At 67.7% G+C, this 13,200-nt stretch carries 10 protein-coding genes and 1 pseudogene; 5 read left to right on the top strand and 6 right to left on the bottom strand.

Annotated features, from left to right (window positions below):
• The first annotated feature begins 74 nt into the window (after window positions 1–74).
• Entirely contained in the window at window positions 75–1,781 is a 1,707-nt protein-coding gene (locus tag PYV55_RS02010; protein ID WP_275848792.1) for an electron transfer flavoprotein-ubiquinone oxidoreductase, read from the top strand.
• Between the two features lie 65 nt (window positions 1,782–1,846).
• On the opposite strand, the gene ppc is transcribed toward PYV55_RS02010, so the two are convergent.
• Window positions 1,847–4,645, bottom strand: coding sequence for a phosphoenolpyruvate carboxylase (gene ppc / locus PYV55_RS02005; protein ID WP_275848790.1), 2,799 nt, complete (start codon window positions 4,643–4,645; stop codon window positions 1,847–1,849).
• A 131-nt stretch (window positions 4,646–4,776) separates the two neighbouring features.
• Here ppc and hemC point away from each other — a divergent pair, with 131 nt between their 5' ends.
• The 4 genes from hemC to PYV55_RS01985 are packed head-to-tail and all read left to right on the top strand — an operon-like array spanning window position 4,777 to window position 9,409.
• Window positions 4,777–5,748, top strand: a complete 972-nt coding sequence (gene hemC, locus PYV55_RS02000; RefSeq protein ID WP_275848788.1) for a hydroxymethylbilane synthase — start codon at window positions 4,777–4,779, stop codon at window positions 5,746–5,748.
• A complete protein-coding gene (locus PYV55_RS01995; RefSeq protein ID WP_345803582.1) occupies window positions 5,745–6,824 on the top strand; it encodes a uroporphyrinogen-III synthase in 1,080 nt (359 codons plus the stop codon). The genes hemC and PYV55_RS01995 overlap by 4 nt, the downstream gene beginning before the upstream one ends.
• A gap of 10 nt (window positions 6,825–6,834) precedes the next feature.
• The gene (locus tag PYV55_RS01990; RefSeq protein ID WP_275848786.1) at window positions 6,835–8,094 is read left to right on the top strand and encodes a uroporphyrinogen-III C-methyltransferase; all 1,260 of its coding nucleotides are present in this window, start codon (window positions 6,835–6,837) and stop codon (window positions 8,092–8,094) included.
• Between the two features lie 28 nt (window positions 8,095–8,122).
• A complete protein-coding gene (locus PYV55_RS01985) occupies window positions 8,123–9,409 on the top strand; it encodes a heme biosynthesis protein HemY (RefSeq protein ID WP_275848784.1) in 1,287 nt (428 codons plus the stop codon).
• Between the two features lie 52 nt (window positions 9,410–9,461).
• Here the strand turns inward: PYV55_RS01985 and PYV55_RS01980 are convergent, their stop codons facing one another.
• From PYV55_RS01980 to PYV55_RS01960, 5 genes and pseudogenes are all read right to left on the bottom strand, one after another.
• Window positions 9,462–10,295: a M90 family metallopeptidase gene (locus PYV55_RS01980; protein WP_275848782.1), complete on the bottom strand. Its 834-nt coding sequence runs from the start codon at window positions 10,293–10,295 to the stop codon at window positions 9,462–9,464.
• A 23-nt stretch (window positions 10,296–10,318) separates the two neighbouring features.
• Window positions 10,319–11,140: a UDP-2,3-diacylglucosamine diphosphatase gene (locus PYV55_RS01975; RefSeq protein ID WP_275848781.1), complete on the bottom strand. Its 822-nt coding sequence runs from the start codon at window positions 11,138–11,140 to the stop codon at window positions 10,319–10,321.
• A 12-nt stretch (window positions 11,141–11,152) separates the two neighbouring features.
• Window positions 11,153–11,659 carry a peptidylprolyl isomerase gene (locus PYV55_RS01970; RefSeq protein WP_275848779.1) on the bottom strand — a complete coding sequence of 169 codons (507 nt, stop codon included), beginning with the start codon at window positions 11,657–11,659 and terminating at the stop codon, window positions 11,153–11,155.
• 35 nt (window positions 11,660–11,694) lie between these two features.
• On the bottom strand, window positions 11,695–12,279 hold the full coding sequence (locus tag PYV55_RS01965) for a peptidylprolyl isomerase (protein ID WP_275848777.1): 585 nt from the start codon (window positions 12,277–12,279) through the stop codon (window positions 11,695–11,697).
• A 278-nt stretch (window positions 12,280–12,557) separates the two neighbouring features.
• A pseudogene (locus PYV55_RS01960) lies at window positions 12,558–13,118 on the bottom strand (tetratricopeptide repeat protein); the annotation flags it as partial.
• Window positions 13,119–13,200 lie beyond the last annotated feature (82 nt).

Raw genomic sequence — 13,200 nt, 5'->3', positions numbered from 1 at the left:
TTTCTGCCTCCCCCCTTTCCCTTGGCGCACCTGCGCGCCTGGTTTTGCAACCCTTTCAACGCCCCGCAAAACAAATGACGAACGAAGAAATCCTCGCCCAGTATGGCCCGCGCGAAGCCATGGAATACGACGTGGTGATCGTGGGCGGTGGCCCGGCGGGCCTGTCCACAGCGATCCGCCTCAAGCAGCTGGCCGCCGAAAAAGGCACCGACGTCTCGGTGGTCGTGCTTGAAAAGGGCTCCGAGCCCGGCGCACACATCCTCTCGGGCGCGATCATGGACCCGCGGGCCCTGACCGAGCTGTTCCCCAACTGGAAAGAACTGGGCGCACCGCTGAACCAGCCCGTGACCGACGACGCCTACGTCTTTCTGGGCGAAAAGTCCTCGTTTCGCGTGCCCAACATGTTCCTGCCGCCGTTTGCGCACAACCACGGCAACTACATCATCAGCCTGGGCAACGTCACGCGCTGGCTCGCGCAGCAGGCCGAAGGGCTGGGCGTGGAGATCTTCCCGGGTTTTGCGGCAGCTGAAGTGCTCTATACCGAAGACGGCAAAGTCAAAGGCGTGGCCACGGGCAACATGGGCATAGGCAAGGACGGCGAGCCCACGCCCGACTTCCAGCTCGGCATGGAACTGCACGCCAAATACACCATCTTCGCCGAAGGCGCGCGCGGCCACCTGGGCAAACAGCTGATCGCACGCTATGCGCTCGACGCGGGCTGCGACCCGCAGAGCTTCGGCATAGGCATCAAGGAGCTGTGGGAAATCGACCCCGCCCGCCACAAGCCGGGCTTCGTCATGCACACCGCGGGCTGGCCCATGGACAGCAAAACATACGGCGGCGCTTTCCTCTACCACATGGAGGACAACAAGGTCGCGCTGGGCTTCGTCACGGGCCTGGGCTACACCAACCCTTACCTGAGCCCGTTCGAGGAATTCCAGCGCTGGAAGACGCACCCCAACATCCGCTGGTACCTCGAAGGCGACGAATCCAAAGGCATCCAGCCCGGCAAGCGCCTGAGCTACGGCGCGCGCGCCATCAACGCAAGCGGCATCAATTCGCTGCCCAAGACGGTCTTCCCGGGTGGCGCGCTGGTGGGTTGCGACGCGGGCTACCTCAACGTCAGCCGCATCAAGGGCAGCCACGCCGCAATCAAGACCGGCATGCTCGCGGCCGAAGCAGCCTACGACGCCCTCGTGGCCGGCCGCCAGCACGACGAACTCACGGCCTACCCCAAGGCCTTCGACGAAAGCTGGCTGCACACCGAGCTCAACAAAGACCGCAACTTCAAGAACTGGTTCAAGCACGGCCTGACCACGGCCACGCTGATGAACGGCTTCGAGCAGTTCGTGCTGCGCGGCCACATTCCCTGGACGCTGCACCGTGAAAAGCCCGACCACGCCTACCTCAAGCCCGCGGCCGAGTGCACTCCCATCGAGTACCCCAAGCCGGACGGCAAGCTCACCTTCGACCGACTCTCCAGCGTGTTCCTGAGCAACACCAACCACGCGGAGAACCAGCCCTCGCACCTCACGCTCAAAGACCCGAGCGTGCCCGTGGACATCAACCTGACCAAATATGCCGGCCCCGAGAGCCGCTACTGCCCGGCCGGCGTGTACGAATTTGTGCCCGACGAGTCCAAGGGCGCCAACGCCCAGCGCCTGCAGATCAACGCGCAAAACTGCGTGCACTGCAAGACCTGCGACATCAAGGACCCGACGCAGAACATCGTCTGGGTCACGCCCGAAGGCGGCGGCGGGCCGAACTACACAGACATGTAAAAAGGATAGCTGCTTACGCTTGCTGGGCCTGCACTGCAGGCCCTTTTTATTGGAAAAAGCTGGGCTCAACCCGTATTGCGCAAGCCCGCCGCAATGCCGTTGATGGACAAATGAATGCCGGTGTGCACGCGCTCGTCGCCGGGCTCGGCGCGCCAGCGGCGCAGCAGCTCGGCCTGCAGGTGGTTCAACGGGTCGATGTAGGGGAAGCGGTAGCGGATCGAACGCGCGAGCGCGCTGTTGTGCGCGAGGCGCTGCCTGTCGCCCGTGATGCGGTACAGCGCGTCGGTGGTGCGCTGCCATTCGGCCTCGATGGCGCTGAACACGCGCGCGCGCAGTGCCGGGTCGGCGACGAGCTCGCTGTAGAGCGCGCCCAGCGCGAGGTCGCTCTTGGCCAGCACCATGTCCATGTTCGACAGCAGGGTGCGGAAAAAGGGCCAGTGGCGGACCATTTTGCGCAGCAGCGCAAGCTGCGTTTTCGGGTCTTTGCCTTCTTGCTCGATGAAGGCCTGCACGCCCGAACCAAAGCCGTACCAGCCCGGCAGCGTGATGCGGCACTGGCCCCAGCTGAAGGTCCAGGGGATCGCGCGCAGGTCTTCGATGCGCTGCGAGGGCTTGCGCGAGGCCGGGCGCGAGCCGATGTTGAGCTCGGCAATCTCGCGGATCGGCGTGGCGTGGAAAAAATACTCGGCAAAGCCCGGCGTCTCATAGACCAGCGCGCGGTACGCGGCAAAACTGGCCGCCGAGAGCTGCTCTGCCGCGGCATGGAAGGCGGGCGTCGCGGGCTTGGTGGGTTGCAGCAGCGTGGCTTCGAGCGTGGCGGCGACCAGGGTTTCGAGGTTGCGGCGCCCGATTTCGGGGTTGGAATATTTGGAGGCGATCACCTCGCCCTGCTCGGTCAGGCGGATCTGCCCGCGCACCGTGCCCGGCGGCTGCGCAAGGATGGCCTCGTAGCTCGGCCCGCCGCCGCGCCCCACGGTACCACCGCGCCCGTGGAACATGCGCAGGCGGATGCGGTAGGACTGCGCAAGCTGGTCGAACAGCTCCACGAGCGCGGTTTCGGCGCGGTACAGCTCCCAATTGCTCGTGAAGATGCCACCGTCCTTGTTGCTGTCGGAGTAGCCGAGCATGACGTCCTGCTCGCCCTGCGCGCCGCCGCTGCGCTGCACCATGGCGGCGATGCCGGGCAGGGCGTAAAACTCGCGCATGATGGGCACGGCGTTGCGCAGGTCGGCAATGGTCTCGAACAAGGGCACGACGATGAGCTCATTGCGCGCCGCGTCGTCCAGGGTGCCGTGCAGCAGGCCGACCTCTTTTTCGAGCAGCAGCACTTCGAGCAGGTCGCTCACCGCTTCGGTGTGGCTGATGATGTAGTGGCGTATGGCCTCGGGGCCGTGGCGGGCGCGCAGCTGGCGCGCGGTCTCGAAGATCGCGAGTTCGCTGCGCGTGCTGGCCGAATACGCAGCATCGGGCACGCGCAGCGGGCGCGCGTCGTTCAGCAGGCGCATCAGCAGCGCACGTTTGGCGTCCTCGGCCAGCGCGGCGTAGGCCGGCTCCAGGCGCGCCACGGCAAGCAGCTCGGCCACCACGGCCTCGTGCTGGTCGGAGCTTTGGCGCAAATCGACCGTGGCTAGGTGAAAGCCGAACACCTGCACGGCGCGCATCAGAGGGTGCAGACGCTCGCGCGCGAGGTCGGCGCCATGGTGCGCGCGCAGCGAGGCTTCCAGCACACGCAGGTCAGCCAGCAGTTCCTCGGCGCTCGCGTAGGGGTTTTGCGGCGCGACGGCGTGGCGCGCGGCCTCGCCGCCGGTCAGCTCCTTGAGCGTGGCGGCAAGGCGCGCATAGATGCCGGTGAGCGCGCGCCGGTAGGGCTCGTCCTGGCGGTGCTCGCTGGTGTCGGGCGAGCGCGCGGCCAGCGCGGCCATTTCGGGCGTGATGTGCACCAGGCGCGCCGACATGGACAGCTCGGCGCCCAGAAAGTGCACTTCGCGCAGATAGTGGCGCAGCGCCATGTCGGCCTGGCGGCGCAGCGCATGCTGCAGGGTGTCGGCGTTGACGTTGGGGTTGCCGTCGCGGTCGCCGCCTATCCACTGACCCATGCGCAAAAAGCTGTGCACCGGCAGCTCGCCCAGCGCGTCCTCGAGCATGGCGTAGATCTTGGGGATTTCGCGCAGAAAGGTCGATTCATAGTACGAAAGCGCGTTTTCGATCTCGTCGGCCACGGTAAGGTGGCTGAAGCGCAGCAGGCGCGTCTGCCACAGCTGCGCCACGCGCGCGCGCAGCTGGGCCTCGTTGGCTGCGAGTTCGCGCGGCGTGAGCGCGTCCTTGGCGCTGTTGTAGAGCTGGGCGCGCGCGAGGATGTCGTCGCGCTGGTTCAGCAGCTGGGCAATGCTGCGCTCGGCGTCGAGGATGCTCTTGCGCTGCACCTCGGTCGGGTGCGCCGTGAGCACCGGTGAGACATAGCTGTGCGCCAGCGTTTCAACGATGGTCTGCGGCGCGATGCCGGCCCAGCGCAGGCGCGCGAGCGCCACTTCGACGCTGCCCTCCTGCGTCTCGCCCGCGCGCTCGTGCACGGCGCGGCGGCGGATATGGTGGCGGTCTTCGGCGAGGTTCGCCAAATGGCTGAAGTAAGTGAAGGCGCGGATCACGCTCACGGTCTGGTCGCCGGTGAGCGATTTGAGCAGGGTTTTGAGCGCCTGGTCGGCCGCCTGGTCGGCATCGCGCCGAAAGGCCACGGAGAGCTTGCGCACCTGCTCGACGAGCTCGAACGCGGCCACGCCCTCTTGCTCGCGGATTACGTCGCCCAAAATGCGCCCGAGCAGGCGGATGTCCTGGATCAGTGGAAAGTCTTTGTCGGTTTTTTTCACGGAAAATGCCTTTGCAGCGGTAGCCAAAATGGCGCTTTGCGCACCCTGTTGCCACGGTGGCGCATGCTAGCATCCGCCGCTCTTTTTTTGCTTGCGGCAAGACCGTCTTCACTTTTGCCTTCGCGCGCACGATGACCCCGACCGAATCCCCCTCCTCCTCTCTTGTGATCGCCACGCGCGAAAGCCGCCTCGCGCTGTGGCAGGCCGAGCACGTGCAGGCGCTCTTGCAGGCGCGCGGGCACCGCGTGCACCTGCTGGGCATGACCACGCAGGGCGACCAGATCCTCGACCGCAGCCTGAGCAAGGTCGGCGGCAAGGGGCTGTTTGTCAAAGAGCTCGAGGTGGCGCTCGAACAGGGCCGCGCGCAGATCGCCGTGCATTCGCTCAAGGACGTGCCCATGGACTTGCCCGAGGGCTTTGCGCTGGCCTGCGTGCTCGAGCGCGAAGACCCACGCGACGCCTTCGTCTCGCCGCGCTACGCGAACCTGGACGAACTGCCCGCGGGCGCGGTGCTCGGCACCTCGAGCCTGCGCCGCCAGGTGCTGCTGCAGGCGCTGCGACCCGACCTGCGCATCACGCCGCTGCGCGGCAACCTCGACACGCGGCTGCGCAAGCTCGACGAAGGGCAGTACGACGCCATCGTGCTCGCGGCCGCGGGCCTCAAGCGCCTGGGCCTGGGCGCGCGCCTACGCAGCACCTTTGCGCCCGAGGCGATGCTGCCCGCCGCGGGACAGGGCGCGCTGGGCATCGAAGTGCGCAGCGATCGCGCCGACCTGATCGCCGCGCTCGCACCGCTCGCGCACACGCCCACCTGGCTCGCCGTGAGCGCCGAGCGCGCAGTGAGCCGTGCGCTCGGCGGCAGCTGCTCCATGCCGCTGGCCGCGCATGCGCGCTGGACGGAAGGCCGCCTGCAGCTCGACGCCGCCTGGGGTGACCCCGAAGGCCGCACGCCGCTGGTGCGCGCGAGCGCCTGCGCCGCGGTGCAGAGCCATGCCGAAGCCGAGGTGCTGGGCACGCAGGTCGCCGCGAGCCTGCGCGCTCGCGGGGCGGTGGGGGGCGTGGCAGGGTTCGATGTGGCCGGCCTGCCGGGCAACGCGGCATGACGGCACAAGCGCAGGGCCTGGCAGCCTGTCGGACTTTGGGCGTCGAAAGCGAGAATGCGCCCCAGCGTGACCAGTTTTTGCCGGATTCGCCGCCCCATAGCGGGACTATGGGGCAAGAAGACGGTAAAAAATGGGCCGCTGCGGCGCATTCGCAGCCGACGATTCCAAAGTCCGACAGGCTGCTAGGCGTGCAAGTCATCGTCACCCGCCCTGCTCTCGAGGCCGCACGCTGGGTGCAGCAGCTTGGCGCGCGGGGCATCAGCGCCGCCGCCCTGCCCCTGATCGACATTGCCCCCTGCGCGGATGCCGCGAGCCAGGCCGCATTGCAGCAGGCGCGCGCGCAACTCGCGCACTACCAGGCGGTGATGTTCGTGAGCGTGCCCGCCGTGCGCCATTTTTTGATGCAAAAAGAGGCTTTAGCGCCCTATCTGCCTGCGCTGATAGCTATATCTACAAGAGCATGGGCGCCCGGCCCGGGTACGGCGCGCGCGCTGCAGCAGGCGGGCTGGCCCGCGGCGCGGCTGGACGCCCCACCCGCCGAGGCCGCGCAGTTCGACTCCGAGGCGCTATGGCAGCGCGTGGCGCCCCAGGTGCAGCCGGGCGCGCGCGTGCTCGTCGTGCGCGGACGCGCTATGGATACGGATGCAGGCAGTGCCGACGCAGCCGCGGGGCGCAAAGGCCAGGGCCGGGACTGGCTCGCGCAGCAAGTCGAAGCGGAGGGTGGCATGGTCGAAACCGTGGTCGCCTACGAGCGCGCCGCGCCCCTTTGGGGCCCCGAACAGCGGCGCCTCGCCCACGCGGCCGTAGCGGCGCGCAGCTGGTGGCTGCTCAGCAGTTCCTTGGCCGTGCGCCATCTGCGGCAGGCCCTCCCCGACCTGCCGCTCGCGCAGGCGCGCGCACTCGCCACGCACCCGCGCATCGCCGCCGCCGCGCGCGCCGCAGGCTTCGGGCTGGTGTGCGACTGCCGCCCTACGGTGGAAGACGTGGCGGCCGCGCTCGGAGCCTGTCGGACTTTGGGCAGCGATGGCGAAAACGTGTCACAGCCGACGACTCCCAAGCCCGACGGGCCTCGATAGAATCGGCTTCATGAGCTCCGTGCCCAACTCCGGTCAATCCAGCGGCAACCCTGCCGTGGCCGCCGCGCCTGCCGATCTCGGCGCCGCCACGCCACCCGCCGCCGCACCCGCCGCCGCAGCGCCTGCGCAGCAACCCTTCCAGTCCCCGCCCTCCCCTCTTCCTCCACCCACACCGCCCGTGCCGCCCTCCCCTGCGCCCGCGCCGCAATCTCCGTGGACGGCCCAGCCCGTGCACGCGCCGGCCCCGGCCGCCCCGCGCTCTGGGCTACAGGTCTATCTGCTGGTTGCGGCTGCGGCCCTGGCGGTCGCCGCCCTGGTCAGCAGTGTGCTGCTGTGGCAAAAGCTCGGCGGCATCCAGGAGCAGCTGGCGCGCCAGTCGGCCGATTCGAGCACCCAGGCGGTCGAAGCCCGTACCCTTGCGCGCCAGGCCGAAGAACTGGCGCGCGATGCCAGCACGCGCCTGAGCGTGGTCGAAGCCCGCGTGAACGAATCGGCGCTGCAGCGCAGCCAGCTCGAAGAACTCATGCAAAGCCTGTCGCGTTCGCGCGACGAAAACCTGGTGGTCGATATAGACGCCGCCCTCCGCCTCGCGCAGCAGCAAGCGCAGCTCACCGGCAGTCTGGAGCCGCTTGTGGCCGCGCTCAAAAGCGCCCAGCAGCGCATAGAGCGCGCCGCCCAACCGCGGCTGGCGCCGATCCAGCGCGCCATCACACGCGATCTGGACCGGCTCGCGCGCGCGAACGTCACCGACACCGCCGGCCTGTTCGCCCGCCTTGACGAACTCGTGCGTCTGGTGGACGACCTGCCCGTGCACAACGAAGTCGCGCTGGCTGAGAACACGCGCCGCCTGGCCCACACGGGGCAAACCGCAAAGCCCGCGGATGCGGACGCGCCATCCTGGTGGCACGCGGGCGTGCAAAACCTGTGGCAAACCGTGCGCGACGAAACCCGCCAGCTCGTGCGTGTGCGCCGCATAGACCAGCCCGAGGCCATGCTGCTCGCGCCCGACCAGGCGTTTTTCCTGCGCGAAAACCTCAAGCTCAAGCTGCTCAATGCGCGCCTGGGCCTGTTCGCGCGCCAGTACGACGCCGCGCGCGCCGACCTCGCGGCAGCAAGCGCGGCACTCAACAAATACTTCAACCCCACGTCACGCCGCACGCAAAACGCCGCCACGCTGCTGCAGCAGGCACAGGCGAGCATCAAGGCTGCCGAGCTGCCGCGCGTGGATGACACGCTGGCCGCGCTGGCCACGGCCGCAGCCGGGCGCTGAGAGGCTGAGAACGATGAAGGGCTAGCCCATGCGCGCTGCACTGTGGTTTCTGATTCTTTTCGGCATGGCCGCGGCTGCGGCCCTTTTTGCGGGCAACAACCAGGGCAGCGTCACGCTGTTCTGGCCACCGTACCGCATCGACCTGTCGCTGAACCTCGTGCTGCTGCTGCTCGTGCTCGGCTTCGTTCTGCTCTATGCGGCACTGCGCGCACTCGCGGCCCTGCTGGAACTGCCGCGCGAGGCGCGCCGCTGGCGCTTGCGCCAAAAAGAGCGCGCCATGCACGGCGCCTTGCTCGACGGGCTGGCCCATTTGCTGGCCGGGCGCTTCGTGCGCGCGCGCCGCGCTGCCGAGGCAGCGTTGCAGCAAGAGCAGGCGCTGCAAGCCGGCGGTGAAGCCGTGGCCCATGCCGTCGCGCTGCGCACGCTCGCGCACGTGGTCGCAGCCGAGGGTTCGCACGCCCTGCAAGACCGCGCCACGCGCGAAACGCATCTGCATGCCGCCCTCGCCAGCGCCCCCGCGCAAGGCCCCGTGCGCGTGCAGGAGCTGCGCGAAGGCGTGCAACTGCGCGCCACGCGCTGGACGCTGGACGACCGCGACCCCGCCGGTGCGCTGGAACAGCTCGCGGCGCTGCCGCACGGCGCGGCGCGGCGCACACTGGCGCTGCGCATCAAACTCAAGGCGGCACGCCTCGCGGGCCGTGCCGCCGATGCGCTTGAGACGGCGCGCCTGCTGGCCAAACACCGCGCGTTCTCGGCCACCGCGGCGCAAGGCATTCTGCGCAGTCTGGCCACCAATCTGCTCGACGGTGCCCACGACGCCGCCCAGCTGCAGCAGCTCTGGGCTTCGCTCGAGCCCGCCGAGCGCAGCATGCCCGAGCTTGCCATCCACGCCGCGCAGCGCCTGGCCGCCCTGGGCGGGGAGCCCGCGCAGGTTCGTGCCTGGCTGCTACCGGCATGGGAGCGTTTGGTGGAGCTGCCGCACGCCTTGCCCGACGCCCAAGCCCTCAAGCTCGTGCGCACGCTCGAAGCCAGCCTGGACAGCCTGGACGCTGCCTGGCTCGCGCGCATCGAGGCCGCGCAGCAGGCCAACCCGCGCGACAGCCGCCTGCAGTACCTCGCCGGCGTCGCCTGCCTGCGCCGCGGCCTCTGGGGCAAGGCCCAGCAACTGCTCACCCAGGCCGTGACGCAGCTGCACGACGCCAGCCTGCGCGCCAGCGCCTGGTGCCATCTGGCCACGCTGGCCGAGCAGCGCGGCGACGCCGAGGCCGCGGCGCAGGCCTGGAAGAGCGCGGCCTTGCAAGCTGACACCGCATAGCCCGCGCAGGCCTGCTGCGCATCCTGTTTTGGGTGCTTTCATCTCCCGTCGTTCAAAGACGACCGGGTTCAAAAAACGCCGCCAGCAAAGGCACGAGCGTCGCAAACTCCTGCGCGAAGCGCGTGCGGTTCACGAAATACGCCTCGCAGGCCACGGCAAAGAATTCCGCAGGGCCGATGGCTGCGTAGGCGTCCAGCCACGGCCGGTCGGCGCCGAAGCGTTCGGCCAGGATCACGCGCTCACGAAAATGCTCGTAGGCTGGCGCCCACGCTGAGTGCCAGCACGCGCGTGCGGCCTTCGTGCTGGGCGCGCCCATGAAGCCCTTGGGCAGCGGCGGGCAGCCGTCGGCCGCGCCGTCGCGCATGTCGAGCTTGTGTGCGAATTCGTGGATCACCACGTTCGTGCCCTGCGCCGCGCTGTGCGCGCCGGCGGCCACGTCGGGCCAGCTCAGCATCACGGGGCCGCGCTCCATGGCCTCGCCGGTCAGCACTTCGCGGTAGCGGTGCACCACGCCCGCCTCATCCATCGCTTCGCGCCGCGCCACGGCCGGGCCGGGGTGCAGCACGATGCCCACGAAGTCATTCCACCAGCGCAGCGCCTGCGCGGGCGGCCCCCAATGCAGCAAAAGCACACAGGCTTGCGCGGCCACGTGCAGTGCCATGGCGTCGGTCACCTGCAAGCCGTGCGCGCCGTGGAACTCTTTTTGCTGCAAAAACAGCGAGCTCAGGGTGCGCAGCTTGTCCTGATCCTCGGGCGCCAAGGCGGCCAGGAAAGGATAGGTGCGCAGCGTCTGCTGCCACAGCGCCGGATCGATTTCCGGCACACCACGCCAGCGTGCAAGCAGCGCCTGCGCGCCGCGCCGCCAAGCCTGCCAGAACGTCGCCATGGCTGCGGATCGGGGCTTTTTGTTCAGCCTTGCGACGATGCTTCGCGTGTCAGATCGTGCCGCACGAAGCCTTGGGCGTCGAGGCGCAGCACCTCGGCGCGCGGCGGCGATGCGGCCATGTCCCAGTCGCTGAGCACCACGCGCCGGCCCTCAGGCGCGAGCGCATGTTCGCCCGGGCGGTGCGTGTGGCCGTGCAGCAGCCACTGCGCCTGCGCGGCGTGCAGCCAGGCGCGCGCGGCGGCGTCATCGACGTCGGCATACGCGGCGCCTGATTGTTTGCGCGCGCTGCTTTGTGCGCGCATGCCGCGCGCCTGCGCCCGGCGCGCAGGCAAAGGCTGGGCCAGAAAGCGCTGCTGCCATTCGGGCGCACGCGCCAGGGCGCGAAAGCGCTGGTAGTCCACGTCGTCCATGCAGAGCTGGTCGCCGTGGCTCAGCAAGATGCGCTGCCCGGCGAACACCAGCACCGTGGGGTCGGCCAGCAGCGCGAGGCCGCAGGCGCGCGCAAACCCGGCGCCCGCCAGAAAGTCGCGGTTGCCCACCATGAAGTACACGGGCAGGCGCTGCGCCGTTGCGCGCAAGATGGCGCAGCACTCGGCCTCGAAACTGCTGGCGCCGGGCGCCGGGGCCGGATCAGCGGCGTCCTCGATCGCATCGTCGCCGACCCAGACTTCGAACAAGTCACCCAGGATAAACAGCGCGCTCGCCTGCGTGCGCTGCATGTAGTCGCGCCAGACGGCAAACGTGGCGCGATCCTGCGCCTGCAGGTGCAGGTCGGAGATGAAGTCGAGCGTGCGCCAGCCCGCAGGAGCGACGAGTTCCTCGAAACGCGGCAAGGCAGGCTGCATGGCAGCAAAGAATCAGAGCGCGACCGCCTTTTCGATCACCACGTCGGTCTTGGGCACGTCGTCGTGGAAGCCCTTGCGGCCCGTGGACACGGCCTTGATCTTGTCCACCACCTCGCTACCGCCGACCACCTTGCCAAACACGGCATAGCCCCAGCCCTGCGCGGTCGGCGCGGTGAAGTTCAGGAAACCGTTGTCGGCCACGTTGATGAAAAACTGCGCCGTGGCCGAGTGCGGGTCGCTGGTGCGCGCCATGGCGATGGTGTAGGTGTCGTTCTTCAGGCCGTTGTTGGCCTCGTTGTCGATCGGCGCATCGGTGCCCTTTTGCTGCATGCCGGGCTCGAAGCCGCCGCCCTGGATCATGAAGCCCGGGATCACGCGGTGGAAGATGGTGTTGTCGTAGTGGCCTTTTTGCACGTAGGACAAAAAGTTGGCCACGGACTTGGGCGCCTTGTCGGCGTCGAGTTCGAGCGTGATGGTGCCGTAGCCGGCGATGTGCAGTTCGACGCGGGGATTGCTCATGGTGGGTGCTTTCTCTGAAAAAACAGGAGGGGAAGTTACTTGACTTCGGTGGCGGAAAGAATGGTCACGGGCGTGAGCGGCACGTTCTGGTGCATACCGCGGTTGCCCGTGGGCACGGCCTTGATTTTGTCCACCACGTCCATGCCGCGCACCACCTTGCCGAACACGGCGTAGCCGTAACCATCGGGTTGCGGGGCGTCGAGCATGGGGTTGTTCTTGACGTTGATAAAGAACTGCGCGGTCGCCGAATGAGGATCACTGGTGCGCGCCATGGCCACGGTGTAAGCCTCATTTTTCAGGCCGTTGCCGGCCTCCAGCACGATGGGCGCGCGCGTGGGTTTTTGCTGCATGTCGGGCGTAAAGCCGCCACCTTGGATCATGAAGCCGTCGATCACGCGGTGGAAGATCGTGCCGTCGTAGTGCCGCTCACGCACGTATTGCAAAAAATTCTCCACCGTGCGCGGCGCTTTGGCGGGGTTCAATTCGAGCACGATCTCGCCCATGCTGGTGGTGAGCTGGACGCGCGGCGCGGTTTGCGCCAGCGCCGCAGGAACTCCTGAAACAAGAGCTGCTAGCGCAATGCCAGCAAGGGTAGAAAGGGTTTTTCTTTTGGAAAACATGGAAAACTCGTGAAGGAGATGCCGCAGCTTGCCAGTGTAGTGTTTGATGCTTGATGCGACAAATAAAACCGATGGTTTTTTGGTCTGGGCAAGGCGCAAACCGCAGCGATACCGGGTGGTATCGCGAGGATTTGCAACGCGGCCCGGGCCGAAAAGACGCGGTTTTATGTCGCATATAGCGTCGAACACTACACTAGTTTGCGCACAGGCGCCTCAGTAGAGACCGCGTTGGGTATCGCACACCGATGCAACATGCACAAAAAGGCTTACTTGCGCGGTGCCGAGGCTGGGGTGCGGGTGGTGGTTGCCGGCCGCTGAAACAGCTCGCGCAGCAAGGCCAGCTTGGGCTTGACCGTGGCGTTGTTCGGGTCGAGCTGCAAAGCCTTGGCGTAGGACTGCTGGGCCAGGCGTGCATAGATGTCACCCAGGTTCTCGTGCGCCGTGGCGTAGGAGGGGTTGTTGCGCACCGCCATCTCGAGCGCGACGCGCGCCTTGTCGAACTGGTTTTGCTGCGCATAGAGCACGGCCAGGTTGTTGTAGGGCTCGGGCAGCTCGGGGTAGTCCTGCGTGAGTTGGGTGAAGGTGGTGATCGCCTCTTCGGTTTTGCCCGCATCAGACTGGGCCACGCCGCGCAAAAAGCGCAGCTGCGGATCGCGAGGGTTGGCGGCAAGGCGTTGCTCGATCTGCGTGAGCGCCTCAGTCGGTTTGCCCGCCTTGAGCAATTGGGTGATGGCGGCGTAGTCCCCGACGACCTGCGCCTGCGCCATTGCGCCAGCCAGTAATGCCGTCAGGGCCAGCAGGCGCAACAGCCATGAGAAAGTGTGATGGGCAGGCTTCATGAGCGAAGAAGATAGGGCCTTATACTGCCGCGGATTGTAGCGAAAGGGGTTGTCATGGCCATGCTGCGCTATCGTCGCGCCG

Origin of the sequence: Extensimonas soli (assembly GCF_029211265.1) — a bacterium.
GTDB lineage: Bacteria > Pseudomonadota > Gammaproteobacteria > Burkholderiales > Burkholderiaceae_C > Extensimonas > Extensimonas soli.
This window is presented reverse-complemented; position numbering and strand designations above follow the sequence as displayed.

Coding starts and splice junctions, on each gene's coding strand:
- hemC (WP_275848788.1), top strand. CDS start 4,777: ATGACCCCGACCGAATCCCCCTCCTCCTCTCTTGTGATCGCCACGCGC.
- PYV55_RS01970 (WP_275848779.1), bottom strand. CDS start 11,659: ATGAGCAATCCCCGCGTCGAACTGCACATCGCCGGCTACGGCACCATC.
- PYV55_RS01975 (WP_275848781.1), bottom strand. CDS start 11,140: ATGCAGCCTGCCTTGCCGCGTTTCGAGGAACTCGTCGCTCCTGCGGGC.
- PYV55_RS02010 (WP_275848792.1), top strand. CDS start 75: ATGACGAACGAAGAAATCCTCGCCCAGTATGGCCCGCGCGAAGCCATG.
- PYV55_RS01995 (WP_345803582.1), top strand. CDS start 5,745: ATGACGGCACAAGCGCAGGGCCTGGCAGCCTGTCGGACTTTGGGCGTC.
- PYV55_RS01965 (WP_275848777.1), bottom strand. CDS start 12,279: ATGTTTTCCAAAAGAAAAACCCTTTCTACCCTTGCTGGCATTGCGCTA.
- PYV55_RS01985 (WP_275848784.1), top strand. CDS start 8,123: ATGCGCGCTGCACTGTGGTTTCTGATTCTTTTCGGCATGGCCGCGGCT.
- PYV55_RS01990 (WP_275848786.1), top strand. CDS start 6,835: ATGAGCTCCGTGCCCAACTCCGGTCAATCCAGCGGCAACCCTGCCGTG.
- PYV55_RS01980 (WP_275848782.1), bottom strand. CDS start 10,295: ATGGCGACGTTCTGGCAGGCTTGGCGGCGCGGCGCGCAGGCGCTGCTT.